This window comes from Agrobacterium larrymoorei (genome assembly GCF_013322225.1).
Classification (GTDB): domain Bacteria; phylum Pseudomonadota; class Alphaproteobacteria; order Rhizobiales; family Rhizobiaceae; genus Agrobacterium; species Agrobacterium larrymoorei_A.
In genome coordinates this window covers 91178-111989 of sequence record NZ_JAAMFB010000019.1, presented here as the reverse complement: position 1 = coordinate 111989, position 20812 = coordinate 91178, and the positions used below count along the sequence as shown (strand labels likewise).

At 57.1% G+C, this 20812-nt stretch carries 19 protein-coding genes and 2 riboswitches; of the genes, 15 read left to right on the top strand and 4 right to left on the bottom strand.

Going from position 1 to position 20812, the window contains the following annotated elements; all coding sequences use genetic code 11:
* Positions 1-103: 103 nt before the first annotated feature.
* The 4 genes from G6L28_RS12215 (at position 104) to G6L28_RS12200 (ending at position 4264) form a co-directional block, all read left to right on the top strand.
* Complete coding sequence (locus G6L28_RS12215; RefSeq protein ID WP_174064053.1) at positions 104-877, top strand: DeoR/GlpR family DNA-binding transcription regulator; 774 nt, start codon at positions 104-106, stop codon at positions 875-877.
* Between the two features lie 40 nt (positions 878-917).
* Positions 918-2108: an MFS transporter gene (locus G6L28_RS12210; protein WP_174064052.1), complete on the top strand. Its 1191-nt coding sequence runs from the start codon at positions 918-920 to the stop codon at positions 2106-2108.
* A gap of 172 nt (positions 2109-2280) precedes the next feature.
* Positions 2281-3531 carry a flavodoxin-dependent (E)-4-hydroxy-3-methylbut-2-enyl-diphosphate synthase gene (gene ispG, locus G6L28_RS12205; RefSeq protein WP_174064051.1) on the top strand — a complete coding sequence of 417 codons (1251 nt, stop codon included), beginning with the start codon at positions 2281-2283 and terminating at the stop codon, positions 3529-3531.
* Positions 3532-3598: 67 nt separating this feature from the next.
* Positions 3599-4264: an OmpA family protein gene (locus G6L28_RS12200; protein ID WP_174064050.1), complete on the top strand. Its 666-nt coding sequence runs from the start codon at positions 3599-3601 to the stop codon at positions 4262-4264.
* Positions 4265-4484: 220 nt separating this feature from the next.
* Here G6L28_RS12200 and G6L28_RS12195 read toward each other — a convergent pair whose 3' ends face one another.
* The gene (locus tag G6L28_RS12195) at positions 4485-5384 is read right to left on the bottom strand and encodes a polyprenyl synthetase family protein (protein WP_234902550.1); all 900 of its coding nucleotides are present in this window, start codon (positions 5382-5384) and stop codon (positions 4485-4487) included.
* Between the two features lie 153 nt (positions 5385-5537).
* Here G6L28_RS12195 and mtgA point away from each other — a divergent pair, with 153 nt between their 5' ends.
* Complete coding sequence (mtgA, locus tag G6L28_RS12190; RefSeq protein WP_234902549.1) at positions 5538-6284, top strand: monofunctional biosynthetic peptidoglycan transglycosylase; 747 nt, start codon at positions 5538-5540, stop codon at positions 6282-6284.
* A gap of 5 nt (positions 6285-6289) precedes the next feature.
* Here mtgA and G6L28_RS12185 read toward each other — a convergent pair whose 3' ends face one another.
* Positions 6290-7312, bottom strand: a complete 1023-nt coding sequence (locus tag G6L28_RS12185) for an aldose epimerase family protein (RefSeq protein ID WP_174064047.1) — start codon at positions 7310-7312, stop codon at positions 6290-6292.
* Positions 7313-7391: 79 nt separating this feature from the next.
* On the bottom strand, positions 7392-8318 hold the full coding sequence (gene metA, locus G6L28_RS12180) for a homoserine O-acetyltransferase MetA (protein ID WP_174064046.1): 927 nt from the start codon (positions 8316-8318) through the stop codon (positions 7392-7394).
* Positions 8319-8397: 79 nt separating this feature from the next.
* Positions 8398-8474: riboswitch (SAM riboswitch) on the bottom strand.
* Positions 8475-8564: 90 nt separating this feature from the next.
* On the opposite strand from metA, the gene G6L28_RS12175 reads away from it, so the two are divergent.
* From G6L28_RS12175 to G6L28_RS12145, 7 genes are all read left to right on the top strand, one after another.
* Positions 8565-9215 (top strand): thiamine diphosphokinase, encoded by a 651-nt coding sequence (locus G6L28_RS12175; RefSeq protein ID WP_174064045.1) that lies wholly within the window; start codon positions 8565-8567, stop codon positions 9213-9215.
* 4 nt (positions 9216-9219) lie between these two features.
* Positions 9220-11046 carry an ABC-F family ATP-binding cassette domain-containing protein gene (locus tag G6L28_RS12170; RefSeq protein ID WP_174064044.1) on the top strand — a complete coding sequence of 609 codons (1827 nt, stop codon included), beginning with the start codon at positions 9220-9222 and terminating at the stop codon, positions 11044-11046.
* Between the two features lie 231 nt (positions 11047-11277).
* Positions 11278-11679, top strand: coding sequence for a VOC family protein (locus G6L28_RS12165; RefSeq protein ID WP_174064043.1), 402 nt, complete (start codon positions 11278-11280; stop codon positions 11677-11679).
* A 37-nt stretch (positions 11680-11716) separates the two neighbouring features.
* A riboswitch (TPP riboswitch) is annotated at positions 11717-11824 on the top strand.
* A 39-nt stretch (positions 11825-11863) separates the two neighbouring features.
* Complete coding sequence (gene thiB / locus G6L28_RS12160; RefSeq protein WP_174064042.1) at positions 11864-12877, top strand: thiamine ABC transporter substrate binding subunit; 1014 nt, start codon at positions 11864-11866, stop codon at positions 12875-12877.
* Between the two features lie 19 nt (positions 12878-12896).
* The gene (thiP, locus tag G6L28_RS12155) at positions 12897-14522 is read left to right on the top strand and encodes a thiamine/thiamine pyrophosphate ABC transporter permease ThiP (RefSeq protein ID WP_174064041.1); all 1626 of its coding nucleotides are present in this window, start codon (positions 12897-12899) and stop codon (positions 14520-14522) included.
* On the top strand, positions 14519-15235 hold the full coding sequence (gene thiQ / locus G6L28_RS12150; RefSeq protein ID WP_174064040.1) for a thiamine ABC transporter ATP-binding protein: 717 nt from the start codon (positions 14519-14521) through the stop codon (positions 15233-15235). Before thiP ends, thiQ begins: the two co-directional genes overlap by 4 nt.
* Positions 15236-15585: 350 nt before the next feature.
* Entirely contained in the window at positions 15586-17007 is a 1422-nt protein-coding gene (locus tag G6L28_RS12145) for a M48 family metalloprotease (protein ID WP_174064240.1), read from the top strand.
* A gap of 1 nt (position 17008) precedes the next feature.
* Here G6L28_RS12145 and G6L28_RS12140 read toward each other — a convergent pair whose 3' ends face one another.
* Positions 17009-18082, bottom strand: coding sequence for an MBL fold metallo-hydrolase (locus G6L28_RS12140; RefSeq protein WP_174064039.1), 1074 nt, complete (start codon positions 18080-18082; stop codon positions 17009-17011).
* 337 nt (positions 18083-18419) lie between these two features.
* On the opposite strand from G6L28_RS12140, the gene ffh reads away from it, so the two are divergent.
* The 3 genes from ffh to rpsP are packed head-to-tail and all read left to right on the top strand — an operon-like array spanning position 18420 to position 20722.
* The gene (gene ffh, locus G6L28_RS12135; RefSeq protein ID WP_174064038.1) at positions 18420-19988 is read left to right on the top strand and encodes a signal recognition particle protein; all 1569 of its coding nucleotides are present in this window, start codon (positions 18420-18422) and stop codon (positions 19986-19988) included.
* Positions 19989-19994: 6 nt separating this feature from the next.
* Complete coding sequence (locus G6L28_RS12130) at positions 19995-20312, top strand: chorismate mutase (protein WP_174064037.1); 318 nt, start codon at positions 19995-19997, stop codon at positions 20310-20312.
* 32 nt (positions 20313-20344) lie between these two features.
* Positions 20345-20722, top strand: coding sequence for a 30S ribosomal protein S16 (gene rpsP, locus G6L28_RS12125; RefSeq protein WP_174064036.1), 378 nt, complete (start codon positions 20345-20347; stop codon positions 20720-20722).
* Positions 20723-20812 lie beyond the last annotated feature (90 nt).

Here is a 20812-nt window from a genome sequence, read left to right as displayed (position 1 = left end):
TACGGCCAGCAAAAATGCCCGCTCTCCAGCGGGCATTTTTGCTTGCGAAAAATCGAATTCCGTTTTATGCACGTTTGTGCACGATTATTCCTGTTGAGTAAAAATGTCAAAGATCGATCAATTCGTCAGTGAGCGCCAGGCGCAAATCCTCGCAGAACTCCAGCGAAACGGTCGCGTCTTTGCGCACCAACTGGCGGAAAGTTTTGCGGTCTCTGGAGATACCGTTCGCCGTGACCTCCGAGAGATGGCGGCGCGCGGTGAATGCGAGCGCGTCTATGGCGGTGCTCTATTGGCGGGTGGGACCACCAGTCCGCTGAAGAATCGCCTCGAGGAATCGATGGACCGCAAGACTGCTCTCGGACGTGTCGCCAGCCGGTTCTTTTTGGATGGCATGGTCGTGTTCATCGATGCAGGTTCTACCAATCTCGCGATTGCCCGTTGTATTCCCACCAATGTGCGGCTGACTGTCGTGACCAATACACCCACAATCGCTGCCGAACTTTCAGGCCGCGCAGATATTGAGTTGGTCGTCATCGGCGGCAGGATCGATCCGGCGGTCGGCGCTGCAATCGACACCACCGCCTTGCGGCAGCTCGAAGCGGTACGGCCCGATCTCTGCATACTGGGCGCGTGCGGTCTGACGCTTGAAAATGGGCTGACGGCGGATGTATTCGAGGATGCCGTATTCAAGCGGCTCGCCTGTGCTGCAAGCCTGCGCACATTGGCAGCAGTCACGACTGAGAAACTTGGCCACAGGGCGGCTTTCCACGTTCATCCCCTCAAAGCGCCATTATCGCTGGTTCTCGAAAGTGATGCCGAGCCGCATTTCATCGACCGTTTCACAGCAAACCGTGTCGAAGTCTACCAACCAGATTGAAATCATCGGAGCGGATCTCTGATTCGAAAGGACCTGAACCATGGGTGACCAATTGGCCGATACGGCTGTCAAAACCCGCGCGCCATATATGACACGAACGCGACTCGGCGTTTCGCTGCTTTTTCTTATGAACGGTTTTATGATGGGCTCATGGGCACCCATGATACCGGAATTCGCCAAGCGGCTGTCCTTGAGTGAAAGCGCACTCGGTCTTGTCATTCTGGTATTCGGGCTGGGGTCGCTTGCCTGCATGCCCATCGCCGGTTCGCAGATCGCCCGCTTTGGGTCTCGAACGGTAACACTTTCCATCGCATTTGTTTTCGTACCGACACTGCTCCTGATTACATTTTCGACCAGCATTTGGGCAGGGGTTCTCACAGTCTTTCTGTTTGGTGGCCTGACCGGGGCGATGGATGTCGCCATGAATGCCAATGCTGTTGCCGTGGAACGCGGTATGCGCCGCGCAATCATGTCGTCCTGTCATGCTTTCTGGAGCCTCGGTGGATTGATCGGGGCTGCTCTTGGCGGTGTCCTGATCACCAAGATAGGCATTTACGGCCACGCCGTCGTGTTAACGGCTATCGCCGCTGCATTGCTTGCCATCGCCTGGCCACGCGTTCTTGCTGATCGTCCACATCCTGAAGAAGAGCGTGCCAAGGGTGGCCTGCCTCTGACGCCCTTGCCATGGATCATCGGTGTCATGGCACTTTTTTCGATGATTCCCGAAGGTGCCATTCTCGATTGGGGTGCGCTTTATCTTCGCAATGAACTCGGTGCTTCCGTTGCGCTTTCAGGCTTTGCCTTCGCCGCTTTTTCCCTGACGATGGCAATCATGCGTTTTGCAGGAGATCTGGTTCGTGATCGTTTCGGCGCAGTGCGCACGCTGCAGGTATGCTCGGCCATTTCCATCACCGGCCTGTTGATTGCCGGGGCCGCTCCAAACTCAATCATCGCGATTGCAGGTTTTGCTGTGGCTGGCGTCGGCATCTCCAACATGGTGCCGATTGCGTTTTCAGCGGCGGGTAACATGCCCGGACTTGCGCCAGGCATCGGTCTTTCGGTTGTCACGACCATGGGCTATTCCGGCATTCTGGTCGCTCCTTCGGCCATCGGCTTCATTGCCGAGCATACTGGACTGGCGAGCGTCTTCATCGGATTGCCGCTTCTGCATGTGGTGGTGCTGTTGCTTTCCAGACTGGCTCGCCATGCGGATGGGGCAAGCGGCCACTGAGTATAAATCCCGGAATGGGAACGGATTTCGCGAAAGTACGATACTAGAATCGTGAAGTCTCGAATTTCGCCATGATTGCGGTAAAGTAGGAGTTGATTGCTTCGATGTTGACAAGGCGCGCGCCTTGTTCCACCTGAAAGATCATATTTTGCTGCACGTAGCCGAGAAAACCATGACCTCACACGCTGATTTCGATCCCAAGCCGCGCCGTGCCTCTGTTGCCGTCGATGTTGGTGGAGTTATCGTCGGCGGTGGTGCGCCGGTCGTGGTGCAGTCGATGACGAATACGGATACGGCGGATATCGACGCCACCGTCGAGCAGGTTGCAGCATTGTTTCGCGCAGGCTCTGAAATCGTGCGTATTACGGTGGACCGAGATGAGAGTGCCGCTGCCGTTCCGAAAATCCGCGACCGGCTGCTTCGTCTTGGCATGGACGTTCCACTGGTAGGTGACTTCCATTATATCGGCCACAAGCTTCTTGCCGATCATCCCGCCTGTGCGGAAGCGCTCGCGAAATATCGCATCAATCCCGGTAATGTCGGTTTCAAGGACAAGAAGGACAAACAGTTCGGTGACATTATCGAAATGGCCATCCGCTACGACAAGCCGGTGCGGATCGGTGTCAATTGGGGCTCGCTCGATCAGGAACTGTTGACCACATTGATGGACAAAAACAAGGAGAACGGTTTTCCGCTTTCCGCCCGTCAGGTCACGCGTGAAGCTATCGTCCAGTCCGCGCTGATCTCCGCTGAGCTTGCGGAAGAGATCGGCCTTCCCCGCAACCGCATAATCCTGTCTGCCAAGGTCAGCCAGGTGCAGGACTTGATCGCGGTCTATTCCATGCTCTCGGAGCGTTCCGACCATGCGCTGCATCTGGGCCTCACCGAAGCGGGCATGGGATCGAAGGGCATCGTCGCTTCATCTGCTGCCATGGGCTATGTGCTTCAGCATGGCATCGGCGATACGATTCGCGTTTCCCTGACGCCGGAGCCGAATGGCGACCGCACCCGCGAGGTGCAGGTCGCACAGGAAATCCTTCAGGTCATGGGTTTTCGCCAATTCATTCCGGTTGTGGCAGCCTGTCCCGGCTGCGGGCGCACGACGTCCACCGTGTTTCAGGAACTGGCGCAGAATATCCAGAACGACTTGCGCAAGAATATGCCGGTCTGGCGCGATAAATATCCGGGCGTCGAAGCGCTCAATGTCGCCGTCATGGGCTGCATCGTAAACGGTCCCGGCGAAAGCAAACATGCCGATATCGGCATTTCGCTGCCCGGCACGGGTGAGAACCCCGCAGCACCTGTCTTTATCGACGGTGAGAAGGCGCTGACCTTGCGCGGCCCTAATATCGCTCAGGATTTCGAGGCGCTGGTGGTCGACTATATCGAAAAGCGTTTCGGCCGAAAGGATGCGGCGGAGTGAGTATCGACCGCGAAAATGCCGAAATCTGTCTGTCTTAACTCCTGAACTTCACGGAGCACTGGAATTCATGATCAAGAAACTTGCTATTGTCGCGCTTGCGGCAACCTTTCTTTCCGCCTGCACCACGACTGATCCCTATACGGGCGAGCAGAAGGTTTCCAACATGGCTGGCGGTGCCGGTTTGGGCGCGCTTGCAGGCGCTGTCGGCGGTTTGGCCATCGGCGGCGGCAACAAAGGCCGCAACGCCCTGATCGGTGCTGGTATCGGCGCGCTGGCTGGCGGTGCGATCGGTAGCTACATGGATAATCAGGAAGCGGAACTTCGCGCGCAATTGCAGGGTACTGGCGTATCGGTGACCCGCCGCGGCGACAGCATCGTTCTCAACATGCCATCGAACGTCACTTTCGCCACTGACCAGGATCAGGTGATCCCGCCGTTCTACCCAACGCTGAACTCTGTGGCGATCGTTCTCAACAAGTTCAACAAAACATACATCGATATTAACGGTCATACCGATTCTACCGGCAGCCTTTCGCATAACCAGGGTCTATCGGAACGCCGTGCGGCGTCCGTTGCGAACTATCTCGGTGAACGTGGCGGTGTCGACCAGCGTCGTATTTCCACAATGGGATATGGTCCGTCCCAGCCGGTGGCGTCCAATGCTACGGCAGATGGCCGTGCCCAGAACCGCCGTGTGGAAGTGCTGATTTCGCCGCTGACGCAGAATGGTTGATAGCGATTTATGGTCCCGGGGCGATCGAGTCAGTCCCGGCTTCCTGATTTTCGCCGTCGATGATCTTTGACACGTCATGCTCGGGCTTGTCCCGAGCATCTGCCAACGTTTCGGATTTTGCGACGTGAATGGATCCTGGGCTCAAGGCCTAGGATGACGTCGAGTTGGCGGTGATGTCGGACGAAAGATAGATCGCTGGTTGAACGAACGTCTTCTGCGCCTAACTCTTCCGTTCCGCAATAAACTGCGCCGCCTCTACAAGTGTGTCGGCCTTATCGCCATAAGGCCTCAGCAATTCCGCAGCCTCTACCACCAATCCCCGCAGTTTCGCGCGCGCCCATTCTTCTCCTCGCAGTGCGACCAGCGTTCCCTTGCCACGGGCGGCGTCCTTGCCCGTTGCCTTGCCCATGGTGGTAGCGTCGGAGGTAAGGTCTAGAAGATCGTCGGCAAGCTGAAAGGCGAGGCCGATTTTTTCGCCGAAATTGCGCAGCCTTTGACGATTTGAAGGATCGTTGCCGGCGATGATCGCGCCCGCCTCGCAGGCAAAGCGCAGCAGCGCACCGGTTTTCATAGCCTGCAATGTAACGATGCCAGCCTCATCGGGGGTGTTTTTTTCCGCAGCCAGGTCCAGCGCCTGCCCGCCTGCCATGCCGCCGATGCCAGCGGCGCGAGCCAAGGCGAGCACGAGTGCGGCTTTGCGATCTTCCGGCAGCAGAGTTTCGGGCGAGGCAATAATGTCGAAGGCCAATGTTAAAAGGCTATCGCCTGCCAAAATGGCCGTCGCTTCATCGAATTTCCTGTGAACGGTCGGCTGACCGCGGCGCAGATCGTCATTGTCCATGGCGGGAAGATCGTCATGTACAAGCGAATAGCAATGCAGGCATTCAAGCGCGGCACCAACACGAAGTGCAGCGTCCTCGTTACCACCAAGAAGCTTGGCCGTTTCGATGACAAGGAAAGGACGGAGACGCTTGCCACCGTTCAGAACGCCATGACGCATGGCTTCCAGAAGGTTTGCAGGGCGGGCAATTTCGTCTTCACCGACCTCGTTCGTCAACCATTGGGCAAGCAGGGCTTCTGTCTTCGCCGCGTTTTCGCGCAGCCGCATCTCGAATGTCATCGTGAAGGTTTCCTCGCTGTGGAGGCTCTTTGGCATGGGGAAAAATGACTGGCAATTGTTTTGTGTAACCAGTGTGGAACTTCCATATCGTGAGTAGCCTTGATGGCTCACGCGGAATATGACAGGTTCCGACTAAGCAAGCGGGGACGGGATTTGAGCAGCACGCCGGATAGCGATACGGAATACGAGACGCTTCCGGAAGAAGGGAGCAGGCGCAAGGTGGATGTTCGAAGCCTCGTCAAACGCGTCGTGGTCTTTGTGCTTGCCCTGCTCATCCTGCCTTATCTGCTGATCCCGGTCTATGCGATACCCTTCATTCGTCCTGTTTCCACGCTGATGTTGGCCGATCTGATCACCTTTCAGGGCTATGATCGCCGTTGGGTGCCGCTCGAAGATATTTCTCCCCGCCTTGTACAATCGGTGATGATGTCGGAGGACGGGCAGTTCTGTTCGCATGGCGGTGTTGACTGGAACCAGATGCAGACTGTCGTCAACAGCGCGCTAGAAGGCGAAGCGACCCGTGGTGCCAGCACTATTCCCATGCAGGCATCCAAAAACCTGTTTCTATGGAACGGCCGTTCGTTTATCCGCAAGGGGCTGGAACTTCCGCTCGCAGTCGTCTCTGATTTCATCTGGTCCAAAAAACGGATGATGGAGATTTATCTCAATATCGCCGAGTGGGGGCCCGGAATTTACGGTATCGAGGCCGCTGCACAGCATCACTTCAAGGTGCCCGCCTCGAAACTCAGTTCCCGGCAGGCAGCGCTTCTGGCTGTGGCGCTACCCAACCCGATCGACCGGGTCGCGAGCAAACCGGGGCGCGGTATGCAGCGGCTGGCAGGGCTCATCGAAAGACGAGCCCGCGGATCTGGTGCCTATGTCGGCTGTGTGCTGGATTAAGCTTCTCAGCTTTTTGTGAAAACGTAGTCCGTTTCCTGCCGTAGCGTTTCGCCTGGGCGCAATACTCCGTTCGGAAAACCTTTGTGATTGACGGCATCCGGCCAGATTTGCGTTTCGAGGCAGAAACCGGCAAACGGGCCGTAATGGCGACCGTCCAGGCCGGGAACGGCAGTGTTCAGCTTGAAGCCGGAATAGAAGTGCACGCCCGGCTCGGTCGTATGCACCTCGAGCGATACGCCCGAAGCGGATGCGTGGGCGTGCGCGACTTTCCGTTTTGTCACGCGTTCGGCGGAGAGGCAGAAATTGTGGTCATAAAGAACCTGTTCGCCATTCTCCATGCGCTTCATGGCCCCCGGTTGACGCAAGTCGAATCCCGTTCCGTCGACTGGACGGATTTCTCCGGTCGGAATTTGGCGCTCATCGGTCGGAAGATAATGGTCAGCTGCGATTTCGATGTCGTGGGCGAGTGCGGTTTCTGCGCCATCCAGGTTGAAATAGGAATGCTGGCAAATATTGGCAATGGTCGGCTGGTCGGTGGTCGTCTCATAGACAACCGACAGCACGCCACCTTCGCGAACGGTGTAGGTGGCAGTTATGGTGCAGTTGCCGGGGTAGCCAGCACGTCCGTCTGGATCGATGATCTGTAGCACCACATGGTCGGAGCCGTGCTCCATGATCATCCAGTTGCGCTTTCCGATACCATCGCTGCCGCCATGTATATGGGTCACGCCTTTTTCATTGAGTTCGAGCTGATAGCTCTTGCCCTCGATAGAGAATTTTCCACTATCGATGCGGTTGGCATTTCTGCCGGGTGTCGCTCCGAAATAGGAGGAGTATTTCGGGTAATCATCAAAATTATCGAAGCCGAGGACGAGTGGAGGTTGGTGGCCTTCTAACCGCAAATCCTGGATAACAGCGCCCCAGGTGATGACTTTCGCCGTCAAGCCGCCCGCAGAAATGGTCACGCGCTCGACCTTTTCACCCGTTGGCGTAAAGCCAAAATTTTCCCGTGCGCCTGCTTCGCTCATTCCGTTTCTCCCAATCGATACATCGGGCCGGACGTTGCGTTATTTTGTCATTCAACGCAACGCTGGAATGGGGCGAACATCAACCGGCTTGCTTTCCGATCTCTTCCAGCTCGTATGGCGTTGTCTGGTAAATCTCGTTGATCCAGTTGCCAAAGAACAGGTGTGCATGGCTGCGCCAGCGGTTGAGCGGCGTCAGCGAAGGGTCGTTGTGCGGGAAGTAGTCGTGCGGCAATTTTATGGGAACCCCGGCATTCGCATCACGGAAATATTCATCCGAAAGTGATGTGGAATCGTATTCCACATGGTTGAACATGTAGAGCCGCTTGCCGCGCTTTTCATGCACCAGACACACGCCCATTTCCTCGGATTCCATCAGGATTTCCAGATCCGGATGTTTTTCGATATCGGCGCGGCGTACCTCCGTCCAACGAGAGACCGGAACCTGAAAATCGTCCGAAAAGCCATTGAGATAGATCGAGGCGGGGCAAAGATTGCGATGACGGTAGACGCCGAACGCCTTTTCCCTCAATTCGTGCTTCGGCACCCCATGGAAATGGTAGATGCCGGCCATCGCGCCCCAGCAGACATTGAGTGTCGAGTGGACGTTGGTTTCCGTCCAGTCGAAGATCTTCCTCATCTCGTCCCAGTAGGTCACGTCTTCGTAGGACAGTGTTTCCACTGGTGCGCCAGTGATAATGAAGCCGTCGAACTTGCGGTGGCGCACCTCTTCCCATGTTTCGTAGAAGGAAAGCAGGTGCTCTTCCGGCGTATTCTTGGCGCGGTGACCGCCAATTCGGATCAGCGACAACTCCACCTGAAGCGGCGAGGCGCCGACGAGGCGTGCCATCTGGACTTCTGTCTTGATCTTGTTCGGCATAAGGTTGAGAAGCCCGATCTGCAGCGGACGGATATCCTGACGGATAGCGGCCGTTTCGGTCATGACCCGCACCCCCTCATTGACGAGGGTTTCAAAGGCGGGCAGCGTATCGGGAATCTTGATGGGCATCTCGAACTCTCACTTCCAGGCCACTCAAAGCCGTGAAAACAAAAAAACCGGCAGCGAAATCGCAACCGGTCCTCGGAAATTGCCTGTTTCCTCGACCCTTTAGCGACTTCTTTAAAGTGGCTGCAAGCCGGTCGGCAAATCACCACTGGCGGCTGTCATAATCCTGTCCGTGCGAAAAATCAATATCGTCGGTGCAAGCGCCGTTTCCGCCTTTCCTTGCCGCACCATTCCGGGCTATGGCAGGACATGACTTCGACCCACTTCACCATTCTGCTCGGTGGCGACATCACGGTGACGGATCGCCTGCGCGATGCCGTGGCGGGAACGCGCGTAATTGCGGCAGACAGCGGCATGCGTCATGCGGAAGTCCTGGGCTTGACCCCCGAATTGTGGGTGGGTGATTTCGATTCTTCCGATGCCGACCTCGTCAGCCGATGGCCGGATGTGACCAGGCAGCCATTTCCGGCCGCCAAGGGCGAGACGGATGGTGAGATTGCCGTTTCCGAGGCGTTGGCACGGCGCGCATCGAAATTGACCCTGGTCGGCGCGCTTGCGGGCGAGCGTTCGGATCATGCCCTGTTTCATTTGCTTTATGCCGTTTCGCTTGCCGAGCGGGGCATCGACGTGATGCTGACCTCTGGCACGGAAGAGGCCTATCCTTTGCTGAGTGCCGAACGAACGCTGGATCTACCCGCTGGATCGCTGTTTTCCATTGCCGGTTTCACTGCGCTGGAGGGTCTGGATATCGAGAATGCGCGATATCCCTTGAACGATTTTGCGCTTGCCTTCGGCTCATCGCGCACTATTTCCAACGTGGCGGAAGGGCTTTTGCGCCTTCGCCTGAAAAACGGTAAGGCCATTGTTCTTGCCCGTCCCTGTGATCTGACCGGAGCCTGATGCCTTGGCACCACCCATTCTGAAACTCGACGATATCAAGCTTACCTTCGGCGTGACCCCTTTGCTGGACGGCGCGAACCTGCAAGTGGAGCCCGGCGACCGCATTTGCCTTGTCGGGCGCAATGGTTCAGGCAAGTCTACGCTGATGAAGATCGCCGCCGGTCTGGTCGAAGCGCAGTCCGGCGAGGTTTTCCGCCATCCCTCCGCGACCATCCGCTATCTGGAGCAGGCGCCCGATTTCGATGGTTATGACACGGTTCAGGCCTATGCCGAATCCGGTCTTGGTCCAGGCGATGACGCCTACCGCGTTACTTATCTTCTCGAACATCTTGGGCTGACGGGACAGGAAAATCCGGCCAGCCTTTCCGGTGGTGAAGCGCGACGTGCGGCTCTGGCCCGCGTTCTGGCACCTGAGCCCGATATACTAATGCTGGATGAGCCGACCAACCATCTCGATCTGCCGACAATCGAATGGCTGGAAGGCGAATTGCAGCAGACGCGCAGCGCGCTTGTGCTTATTTCGCACGACCGCCGCTTCCTCGAAAAGGTTTCGACCGCGACCGTCTGGCTGGATCGCGGCCAGTCCCGCCGTCTCAGCCGTGGTTTTGCCCATTTCGAGGAATGGCGTGACAAGGTGCTGGAAGAGGAAGAGTTGGAGCAGCACAAGCTCGGCAAGGCTATCGAGCGTGAAGAGCACTGGATGCGCTACGGTGTGACCGCACGCCGCAAGCGCAACATGCGCCGTGTCGGTGAGCTTCGTGAAATGCGCGCCGCCTATCGGGGACATAACGGCCCGGTTGGTTCCGTGCAGGCAACGGTCACCGAGGGACGAGAGTCCGGCAAGCTGGTGATCGAAGCGGATACCATCACCAAGTCTTACGGGGATCGCACCATCGTTGCGCCGTTCTCCCTGCGCGTCAATCGCGGCGATTGCATCGGATTCGTCGGCCCCAATGGTGCTGGCAAGACGACGCTTCTGAAGATGCTGACGGGCCAGCTAGAGCCTGATAGTGGCACGGTGAAACTTGGCACCAAGCTTGAAATTGTAACGCTCGATCAAAAGCGTGAGGATTTGAATCTAGAGGATACGCTTGCCCATTACCTGACAGATGGGCGCGGCGAGAATCTGCTCGTCAATGGCGAGGTCAAGCACGTCACTGGCTACATGAAGGATTTCCTGTTTCAGCCGGAACAGGCCCGCACGCCGATCCGCAAGCTTTCGGGCGGCGAACGCGCGCGCCTCATTCTCGCGCGCATTCTTGCCAGGCCCACTAACCTGCTGATCCTCGACGAACCCACGAACGATCTCGATATCGAAACGCTCGATCTCCTGCAGGAAATCGTCGCAGGCTTTTCAGGAACAGTCATCCTCGTCAGCCACGACCGTGACTTTCTCGATCGCACCGTCACCTCCACCATCGCGCCCGCGAACCCGGATGCGCCGGATGGCCGCTGGATCGAATATGCCGGCGGTTATTCGGACATGATGGCGCAGCGCAAGGGTGCTGCGGACGACAAGCGGAAGGCGGAGAAGCAGGAAAAAGCGAAATCTGCTTCTTCTGCCGCTTCCATAAGCGATGCTGGAAAAGCTAAGGGCAAACTTTCCTTCAAGCAGAAATTCGCACTCGAAAACCTGCCAAAGGAAATGGAGAAAGCGCAAAGCGAAATCGCCAAGCGGGAAGAGCGTATGGCCGACCCACAGCTTTTCACCAAAGACCCGGGTGCTTTCAACACGCTGGCCGGTGAAATGGCAAAGCTGCGTGAGAAGCTGGAGGCAATGGAAGAAGAGTGGCTAGAGCTGGAAATGCTGCGGGAAGAGCTGGAGAGTTGATACTGTATATGCCTCCGTGCCTGGCATTTACTCCTCCGCTCCGTGCCGTGCGTGATAATGCGCGTACTCGGTATACGGCGTCGGCGAAGTGGGAAGCTTTCGTCTCGCAAACGCAAAGCGGCTAAACGCCAGTACAAAGTACGATGTAAAGGCGCGGAGGCTTACGTTCTTCCATCTTTGACTCAGCATCCAATTTGCGCTTTGCTGACCTGAAACGGAGGAGTCAAAACAATGCGCATGATCTTCGTCAACCTGCCGGTCAAGAATATCGAAACGTCCAAGGTCTTCTTCACCGCGCTCGGCTTCAGCTTCAATCCCGAATATTCCGATGACCGCACGCTCTGCATGATCGTGGAGAAAAATATCTTCGTCATGTTGCTCCAGGAGGAGCGCTTTCGCGACTTCATCAATGGCGATATTTCCGATGCCAAGAGCAGCACTGAAGTGCTGACCTGTCTGTCTGCGTCCAGCCGCGAAGAGATAGACACGATGCTTGCCACCGCTTTTGCCTCGGGCGGTAGCGAATGGAAGCCGGTTCAGGACCACGGCTTCATGTATGGCGGCAGCTTTCAGGATCCAGATGGCCATGTCTGGGAACTGGTGCATATGACCGAACAGGCAGAGCAAGCTTGATCTCTTGCCAAGCAGGCGCTTCGCGATTACATCTCGGCTAGATCTAACGGGGTGCTCTTCCTTTATAGGAAGGGCTGAGAGGCTGCGCCAACCCGAAGAACCTGATCCGGTTAACACCGGCGGAGGGATTAGACGGCTTCCATCCAGACGCCTATTCCCGTTTGCCCATTCGAGGAGGTGTCTGATGTATCGTCGTATTTTCCTGAACAGTCTTGTTGCTGCGTCTTTCCTATTGCCGAGCTTTGCCGTTGCGCAGGACAAGAAGGTGCTAACGGTCTATACCTATGAGAGCTTCGTGTCCGAATGGGGTCCCGGCCCCAAGGTCAAGGCGGCTTTCGAAAAGACGTGTAATTGCGTGGTCAATTTCGTCGGTGTAGCCGATGGCGTGGCCCTTCTTAACCGGCTGAAGCTCGAAGGTTCTGGCTCCAAGGCTGACGTTGTCGTCGGCCTCGATACCAATCTGATTGCCGAGGCCAAGCAGACGGGGCTGTTCGAAACGTCCAATATCGATACGTCTGCCGCGAAGGTGCCGGGTGGTTTCAAGGACGATGTTTTTGTGCCTTACGATTACGGACATTTTGCCGTCGTCTATGACACGCAAACGCTGAAGAACCCGCCGAAAAGCATGAAAGAATTGGTGGATGGCGATCCTTCCCAGAAGATCGCCATCCAGGACCCACGCACCTCGACGCCGGGTCTCGGTTTGCTGTTGTGGGTGAAGTCCGTCTATGGCGACAAGGCGCCGGAAGCTTGGGCAAAGCTCAAGAGCCGTGTTCTGACCGTAACCCCCGGTTGGTCGGAATCCTATGGCCTCTTCACAAAGGGCGAAGTGCCCATGGTGTTGTCCTACACCACCTCGCCCGCCTATCACATGGTGGCAGAACATAGCGAGCGTTATCAGGCGGCCGCATTCGAGGAAGGTCATTATATTCAGATCGAGGTCGCGGGCACGTTGAAGAATGCGCCGGAGAAGGATCTCGCTAAGCAGTTTCTCGCCTTCGTGCTCAGTTCCGGCTTTCAGGACGCCATCCCCGAAAACAACTGGATGATGCCGGTTGCAGACACGTCTTCTCCGTTGCCCGATGCATTTTCCAAACTCGTGCAGCCGACAAAAACGTTCCTGATGTCGCCCGAAGAGGTTGCGAAGAACCGCAAGGCATGGATCGACGAATGGTTGACGGCCATGAGCGTGAAGTGATTTCGGGCGTTGTCGAGCAATGATCGAGCGCCGCGATAGACGCCGGTTTCTGGTGGGCGGCACGGTGGCTTTTGCTGCCCTGCTTTCATTCATCGGGCTCGCTGTCTCGTCACTCCTTTCGTTCGATGGGCAGGCACCGTCAGGGGCGCTTCTGAATGGCTATACGTTGCGAATTCTTCGGTTTACGCTCTGGCAAGCCACGCTTTCGACGCTTCTTTCCGTGTTGCTCGGTTTGCCGGTGGCGCTTGCGCTTGCTCGGCAACACGGTTTTCCCGGTCGCATATGGATCATTCGGCTTATGGCAGTCCCCATGGGGCTGCCGGTCGTCGTTGGGGCACTCGGCATCATCACGATCTGGGGGCGGCAGGGAGTGTTTAACACGCTGCTGTTGGCCGCAGGGATGGATCAGCCTTTCAGTATTTACGGTCTTTCGGGCATTTTGATCGCGCATGTGTTCTTCAATTTGCCGCTTGCCGTTCGTTTCTTTCTCGCCGGGCTGGAGCGCATTCCAGGCGAATATTGGCGCATGAGCGCAAGCCTGGGGCTCGGATCCTTTTCCACCTTTCGCTTTATCGAATGGCCGGTGGCCGCGAGACTTATTCCCGGTGTGGCGGGGCTGATCTTCATGCTGTGCGCCACCAGCTTCACCCTTGTCCTGCTGCTTGGCGGCGGACCAGCAGCAACCACAATCGAGGTGGCCATCTATCAGGCGCTTCGCTTTGACTTCGATCCACCGCGTGCCATTGGCCTGTCGCTAATACAGATCGCCATGACGGGACTGCTCCTTCTCCTGCTTGCGCTTTTACCCTCTGCCGACGCGAAAGGGCAGACGCAGGGGCGGATAGTTCGACGCTTCGATGGCAGGGCAGCGGCCCAGCGCATTTGGGATGTCGTCGTTATCCTTCTTGCGGTTATGCTGGTCGGCTTACCGCTTGTCGCCGTCGCGGCCTCGGGTTTCTCAACCGACCTCTTGCGCTTGGTAACGGCAGAGGCTTTCCGAAGGGCTGCCGTGACAAGCCTTTCGATAGCCGTTGTTTCGGCGACGCTTGCGCTATGTCTTTCGATCGCCCTCATTCGCGCAAGTCAGGCCATTGCCGATAGACGGCGAGCAGGCGCACCGTTAAAAATGCTTTCGGTAGCACTCGGTGCGAGCTCTTCGCTCGTACTTCTTGTGCCGCCGGTGGTGTTGGGAAGTGGCTGGCTTCTGCTGTTGCGGAATTATGGCGATGTTGCCGCCTTTGCACCAGTGCTGGTCTCTGTCATAAACATGCTGATGGCGCTACCCTTCGTCATGCGTGTTCTGGAACCTGCATTTGCAACGCATCAGGCCCGGAACGGTCGCCTGTCTGCCAGTCTTGGTCTTTCCGGCTTCTCGCGTTTCCGCTTCATTGACTGGCCTGTTCTTAGGCAGCCCTTTGCCATGGCTTGTTCCTTCGCCATGGCGCTGTCATTGGGTGACCTTGGCGCGGTCGCATTATTCGGCTCGGAAAGCTTCGTGACCCTCCCATGGCTGATTTACAGCAATATGGGCAGCTATCGTACCAATGATGCGGCGGGCTATGCCTTTATTCTCGGCGTGATATGCCTTGTCCTTGCAGCAGGGGGCGTGTCGCGCCCGTCCAATCCAGCGAAAGCGATTTCATGAGCATTGAGGAAGCCGGGGCAAAGCTCGATAATGTCAGGCTGACGCTCGGTAAACAGGATTTTGTCTTCGATTGTGCATTCAAGCGGGGAAAGGTCACAGCGGTCGTCGGGCCTTCCGGCTCCGGCAAGTCGACGCTGCTCAATCTCGTGGCTGGTTTCGAAGCACCTGATGCCGGACGAGTGATGATCGACGGTCGGGACGTAACGACCCTCGATCCATCGGTGCGTCCGGTTTCCCTGATTTTTCAGGACAATAATCTGTTCGCGCATCTCGACATCTTCACCAATGTCGGTCTTGGCATCGACCCGTCTCTCCGGCTATCTTCTGTAGAAAAATCTGAAATATCGAGCGCTCTCTATCGCGTGGGTCTTTCGGGCTTCGAAAAGCGTCTGCCCGGCTCGATGTCCGGCGGTGAGCGGCAACGGGCTGCACTGGCAAGGGCGCTGGTGCGAAAGAAGTCTCTGATGCTGCTGGACGAGCCCTTTGCCGCGCTTGATCCCGGTTTGCGGTCTGGCATGGCAGTTCTGGTGAAGGAGCTTCAAAACGAAAGCCAAAACACTGTTCTGCTGGTGACGCACCATCCTGATGACATTCGCCGTCTTGCAGATTCCGTGGTCTTTCTGGTGGATGGGCGGATCGTTTTTGAGGGGCAGACAGACGCATTCTTCGCGGCGACCGACATACACGCAATCGGTACTTTTCTTGATGTTTGACTTTTACCCACGCCACAATTTGGACGCGGCGCGGTGTCAACCCTGCAAATACACAATGGCGATGCTCTAATTTTGCACTTGCGAATCTGTCTTTACTGCTTGAGAAACATGCATAGTTTTCTTTCGTTGGAATATTTCCAAGCCGTGGATCGTTCTCGCTGTTTAAGCATTTGCGTGCCCATAGGTGTAAATCTGGTATTCTGGTCTTAACGGATGATCAGGAACGTTAGGAGCAGACTGGCAGAATGATGACGCGTGTGAAGGCCCTCGAGGGCCGCACCTCCGGTCACAAGACGAAAGCTTATGGGCAACCGGCAAAAGGCATCGCAGCCCTTGTCGCAGCGTGTCTCATGTTGTCTTCCTGTCAGTCGCTGTTTTCGCCTTCCTATCAGTCCAGCCTCAAGCCTTCCGATAATCCGCAGACGGTCGAACAGGTCCAGAAGAACGATCCGCGAGCGCAGATGGGTGCGCGCGAGCATCCCCGCATCGTCGCCAGCTACGGCGGCGAATATCACGACGATAAGACCGAGCGCCTGGTGGCGCGCATTGCGGGTGCGCTGACGGCGGTTTCGGAAAACCCGCAGCAATCCTATCGCATTACCATTCTTAATTCGCCGGCTATCAATGCTTTCGCGCTGCCCGGTGGCTATCTTTATGTGACACGTGGTCTTCTTGCGCTTGCCAATGATGCGTCTGAAGTCGCGGCGGTCCTTTCGCACGAAATGGGTCACGTCACCGCCAATCACGGCATCGAGCGCCAGCGGCGTGAAGAGGCGGAAGTCATCGCCAGCCGTGTCGTGGCGGAAGTCCTGTCCAGCGATCTTGCGGGCAAGCAGGCGCTTGCACGCGGGAAATTGCGGCTCGCCGCCTTCTCCCGCCAGCAGGAATTGCAGGCGGATGTTATCGGCGTGCGCATGTTGGGGGAGGCGGGGTATGATCCTTACGCCTCGCCTCGCTTCCTCGATTCGATGGCGGCCTATGCGCGCTTCACGTCGGCTGACCCAGACAGCGACCAGAGCCTCGACTTCCTTTCCAGCCACCCGAATACGCCGCAGCGCATCGAGCTTGCCAAGCGCCATGCCCGCGCCTTTGGGCAAGAAGGGCAAGTGGGTGACAAGGGTCGTGACTGGTTCTTAAACGGCATCGATGGTTTGCTATACGGCGATAGCCCGCAGGAGGGCTATGTTCGCGGCAACACATTCCTGCACGGAACTCTGGGCATTCGTTTCGATGTGCCGGAAGGTTTTCAGATAGACAACAAGGTCGAAGCCGTTCTGGCGACCGGCCCCGGTGATATGGCCATCCGTTTCGATGGCGTGGCCGATCCAAAGCAGACGGCGCTTTCCAATTATCTGACCAGTGGATGGGTTGCCGGTTTGCTGCCCGAAACCGTACGTGAGACGCAGGTCAACGGTTTGCCCGCTGCAACCGCCCGCGCCAGTGCCGACAAGTGGGATTTCGACGTGACCGTGATCCGCGTCGGCGACCAGATATTCCGGTTCCTGACGGCGGTTCCGAAGGGAAGCCCTCAGCTTGATACGGTTGCAAATGGTCTGCGTTCCAGCTTCCGCAAGATGACACCGTCGGAAATTGCTTCTCTGAAGCCTTTGCGCGTCCGCGTCGTGACCGTCAGGCCCGGCGATACGGTCGCGTCCCTATCCGCGCGCATGATGGGCACCGAGCGTAAGATCGATCTTTTCAGAACCATAAACGCGCTCAGCGCCACGGCGACCGTCGACCCCGGTCAACGCGTCAAGATCGTCTCGGAATAATTCAGCCTTCCGCCAGCGGCACGTCGAATACTTCACCGGGTCGCATTGGGTGGAACCGGTCTTCTGAAACGCCGTGTTGCGTAAGTGCAGCTTTTAACGCGATGAGCGGCGCATCGATGGCTTCATCGGTAAGCTGAACGGTGCCCCAGTGATGCCCGCAGGCGTAGGTTGCGCCGCAAATCTTCATACCTTCAACCGCTTCAGCCGGATTTTGGTGCTGGCCCTTCATGAACCAGCGAGGCTCATAGGCACCGAAGGGGAGGTTGGTGAGGCGAAAGCCGCCGTACTTCTTCGCTGCCGCGTGGTAATTAAGCCCGCTATGAAAGCCTGTGTCACCGATGTGATAGATCTTGCCGCCAGGCGTTTCGAGGACGAATGCAGCCCACAGCGCCATACGACGATCATTGAGGCCGCGCGCCGACCAGTGATGGCAAGGCTCGAAGTGGATTTTTACGTCAGGCGATACCGCCAGTGCATCGCCCCAGTCTCCCACCGAAATCTTTGCCGCCTCGACCTTAGTGCGGATAATCGTGTCGTTGCCGAGTGGCGTGATGAAATGCGGCTTGTGAGCAACGTGCAGCTGATGCAGCGTTTCCAGATCGAGATGGTCGTAGTGATTATGTGTAACCAGCACGAGATCTATCGGCGGGAGGTCTTCAAAGCGGATACCCGGTGGATTGACGCGCTTTGGCCCTGCGAAGCTGAAAGGACTGGTGCGCTCTGACCAGACGGGGTCTACAAGGATATTGAGGCCTGCGGTCTGAATGAGGAAGGATGCGTGGCCGATGAAAGTAACGCGCAGATCGGTGCCGTTTACGCGCTCGTCGGGTTTCACGAAGGGATAGGGGCTGGGGTAGCTTTCCGGCCATTTCGCCCGTTCGCCATTGAAGCGCCACTTCAAAAGATCGCCGAGACCGTTCGGTTGCTCACCGTTGGGATTGAAGAAGCGCGTACCATCGAAATGGTCCGAAATTGGTCCGGAATAATAAGCGGCTTTCGACTGGCGCGCATAGAGACCGCCGCCAGCGAGAGCGGCAGCCAATACAGAAAGTTTAAACAAGCTTCTTCTTTTCATTGTAAATCTATATGCGCGGCGACGAAGGCCTTCAAGGAGGTTGAGCTTGATCACCGTGATTTTACGGTGACGTCAATTCCTGTCGTGGTCTCTAAAAATCCCCGGACGCCTTGACTTCTGTGGGCTTTTCCTGTTTATCTGCCCGATCAGCTGGCAGTTTCAAGACTCCAAGCCGCCGACCGGGACCCGCAAAGGTGTAAAGAGATCCCGGAGGCAAACATCCGACAGCGCGATGCGCCCTCGGGTGCTTTTTGGCTATGCTCGTTCTAGGGCGTCTTGTTTTTGACAGCAAAAGCACCGACGTTTCGGGAACCCCGGAACGAAGAAGGATGAAACGATGTTTGAAAACCTCCAGGACCGCCTTGGCTCCATTCTGAATGGACTGACCGGCCGTGGCTCGCTTTCGGAAGTCGATGTTTCCGCAGCGTTGCGTGAGGTTCGCCGTGCGCTTCTGGAAGCGGACGTGGCGCTGGAAGTCGTTCGCTCCTTTACCGACAAGGTGCGTGAAAAGGCCGTCGGTGCCTCGGTTCTGAAATCCATCAAGCCCGGCCAGATGGTCGTCAAGATCGTTCATGACGAGCTTGTCGAGATGCTGGGCTCCGAAGGCGTTTCCATCGATCTTCATGCGGCAGCTCCCGTCGTCATCATGATGGTGGGTCTGCAGGGTTCGGGTAAGACCACCACCACTGGCAAGATCGCCAAGCGCCTGACGGATCGCGACAAGAAGAAGGTGCTGATGGCATCTCTCGACACGCGACGTCCGGCAGCGCAGGAGCAGTTGCGCCAGCTCGGCGTTCAGACCGGTGTCGATACGCTGCCTGTCATCGCGGGCCAGTCGCCGACCGATATCGCTTCGCGGGCCGTGCAGGCGGCCAAGCTCGGCGGTCATGATGTCGTGATCCTCGATACCGCCGGTCGTACCCACATCGACGAACCGTTGATGTTGGAAATGGCCGACATCAAAAAGAATTCCAAGCCGCACGAAATCCTGCTGGTGGCGGATTCGCTCACCGGTCAGGACGCGGTCAATCTGGCGCGCAACTTTGATGAGCGCGTCGGCATTACCGGTCTTGTGCTAACCCGTATGGACGGCGATGGCCGTGGCGGTGCGGCGCTTTCGATGCGGGCCGTGACCGGCAAGCCGATCAAGCTGATCGGTATCGGCGAGCGCATGAACGAGCTGGATGAGTTTCATCCACGCCGTATCGCAGACCGTATCCTCGGCATGGGCGATATCGTGTCCTTGGTCGAAAAGGCTGCCGAAAACATCGATGCGGAAAAAGCCGCTGCGATGGCCAAGAAGTTGCAGTCCGGCAAGTTCGATCTGAACGATCTGGCCGAGCAGCTTGGTCAGATGAAGAAGATGGGCGGTATGGGCGGCATCATGGGTCTGATGCCCGGCATGGCTGGCATGAAGGACAAAATGGCCGCGTCCGGTATGAACGACAAGATGTTCGACCGTCAGATTGCCATCATCTCCTCGATGACAAAGGCCGAGCGCGCCAACCCGGATATTCTGAAACACAGCCGCAAGAAGCGTATCGCTGCCGGTTCCGGCACGGATGCTGCCGAAATCAACAAGCTGCTCAAGATGCATCGCGGCATGGCCGACATGATGAAAGCCATGGGCGGCAAGGGCAAGGGCGGCATCATGAAACAGATGATGGGCGGACTTGCGGGCAAGATGGGTCTTGGCGGTGGAATGGGCGGCATGCCTGATCTCGCCGCCATGGACCCCAAGCAGCTGGAAGCGCTTCAGAAGCAGGCGGAAGCCGCCGGTCTCGGCAAGGGTGGCGGACTGCCACCGGGTCTGGGCGGCATGCCCGGTCTTCCAGGACTTGGTGGGCCAAAGCTTCCCGGTCTCGGCGGGCTACCCGGCCTTCCCGGTTTTGGCAAGAAGAAGTAAGCGATCATGACAAACACCGAAGTGAAGGCGCAGCTCTCTGAATACCGCCAGTCCATCGATAACATCGATGCTGCATTGGTTCATATGTTGGCCGAACGGTTTCAGCGCACCAAGGCTGTGGGCGTTTTAAAAGCCACTTACGAATTGCCGCCGGCGGACCCGGCGCGCGAAGAATACCAGATCGAACGCCTTCGCCGTCTGGCCAAGGACGCCAATCTGGATCCGGATTTCGCCGAGAAGTTCTTGAACTTCATCATCAAGGAAGTCATCCGGCATCATGAAGCAATCGCCGCTGAACACAGCGGCCTCGACAAGACCGCCTGACCGGCGGGCAAGCCATTATAAGGAGAACTCACATGGCACTTAAAATTCGTCTCGCACGCGGTGGTTCCAAGAAGCGCCCGTACTACCAGATCGTTGTTGCTGACGCCCGTTCGCCACGCGACGGCCGCTTCCTCGAGAAGGTCGGTTCCTGGAACCCAATGCTCGCCAAGGACAATGCTGACCGCATCCAGATCAATGCTGATCTGGTCAAGGAGTGGCTTGTAAAGGGCGCTCAGCCAACCGACCGCGTTCTGCGCTTCCTCGCAGAAGCTGGCATCACGACGCGCGACGCCCGCAACAACCCTGAAAAGGCAAAGCCAGGTAAGAAGGCTCTCGAGCGCGTTGCCGAGAAGAAGCAGAAGGCTGAAGACGCCGCTGCTGCTGCCGCTGAAGCATCTGCTGCCGAGTAATCGACAGGCTGAATTCAAAGACGGGTGGTGCGGTTTCCGCGCCACCCGTTTTCATGTTTTAATTGCGTGTGCTTAAGCTTAGAAAAGGCT

Coding starts and splice junctions, on each gene's coding strand:
- G6L28_RS12215 (WP_174064053.1), top strand. CDS start 104: ATGTCAAAGATCGATCAATTCGTCAGTGAGCGCCAGGCGCAAATCCTC.
- G6L28_RS12210 (WP_174064052.1), top strand. CDS start 918: ATGGGTGACCAATTGGCCGATACGGCTGTCAAAACCCGCGCGCCATAT.
- ispG (WP_174064051.1), top strand. CDS start 2,281: ATGACCTCACACGCTGATTTCGATCCCAAGCCGCGCCGTGCCTCTGTT.
- G6L28_RS12200 (WP_174064050.1), top strand. CDS start 3,599: ATGATCAAGAAACTTGCTATTGTCGCGCTTGCGGCAACCTTTCTTTCC.
- G6L28_RS12195 (WP_234902550.1), bottom strand. CDS start 5,384: ATGACATTCGAGATGCGGCTGCGCGAAAACGCGGCGAAGACAGAAGCC.
- G6L28_RS12185 (WP_174064047.1), bottom strand. CDS start 7,312: ATGAGCGAAGCAGGCGCACGGGAAAATTTTGGCTTTACGCCAACGGGT.
- metA (WP_174064046.1), bottom strand. CDS start 8,318: ATGCCCATCAAGATTCCCGATACGCTGCCCGCCTTTGAAACCCTCGTC.
- G6L28_RS12175 (WP_174064045.1), top strand. CDS start 8,565: ATGACTTCGACCCACTTCACCATTCTGCTCGGTGGCGACATCACGGTG.
- G6L28_RS12165 (WP_174064043.1), top strand. CDS start 11,278: ATGCGCATGATCTTCGTCAACCTGCCGGTCAAGAATATCGAAACGTCC.
- thiB (WP_174064042.1), top strand. CDS start 11,864: ATGTATCGTCGTATTTTCCTGAACAGTCTTGTTGCTGCGTCTTTCCTA.
- thiP (WP_174064041.1), top strand. CDS start 12,897: ATGATCGAGCGCCGCGATAGACGCCGGTTTCTGGTGGGCGGCACGGTG.
- thiQ (WP_174064040.1), top strand. CDS start 14,519: ATGAGCATTGAGGAAGCCGGGGCAAAGCTCGATAATGTCAGGCTGACG.
- G6L28_RS12145 (WP_174064240.1), top strand. CDS start 15,586: ATGTTGTCTTCCTGTCAGTCGCTGTTTTCGCCTTCCTATCAGTCCAGC.
- G6L28_RS12140 (WP_174064039.1), bottom strand. CDS start 18,082: ATGAAAAGAAGAAGCTTGTTTAAACTTTCTGTATTGGCTGCCGCTCTC.
- ffh (WP_174064038.1), top strand. CDS start 18,420: ATGTTTGAAAACCTCCAGGACCGCCTTGGCTCCATTCTGAATGGACTG.
- G6L28_RS12130 (WP_174064037.1), top strand. CDS start 19,995: ATGACAAACACCGAAGTGAAGGCGCAGCTCTCTGAATACCGCCAGTCC.
- rpsP (WP_174064036.1), top strand. CDS start 20,345: ATGGCACTTAAAATTCGTCTCGCACGCGGTGGTTCCAAGAAGCGCCCG.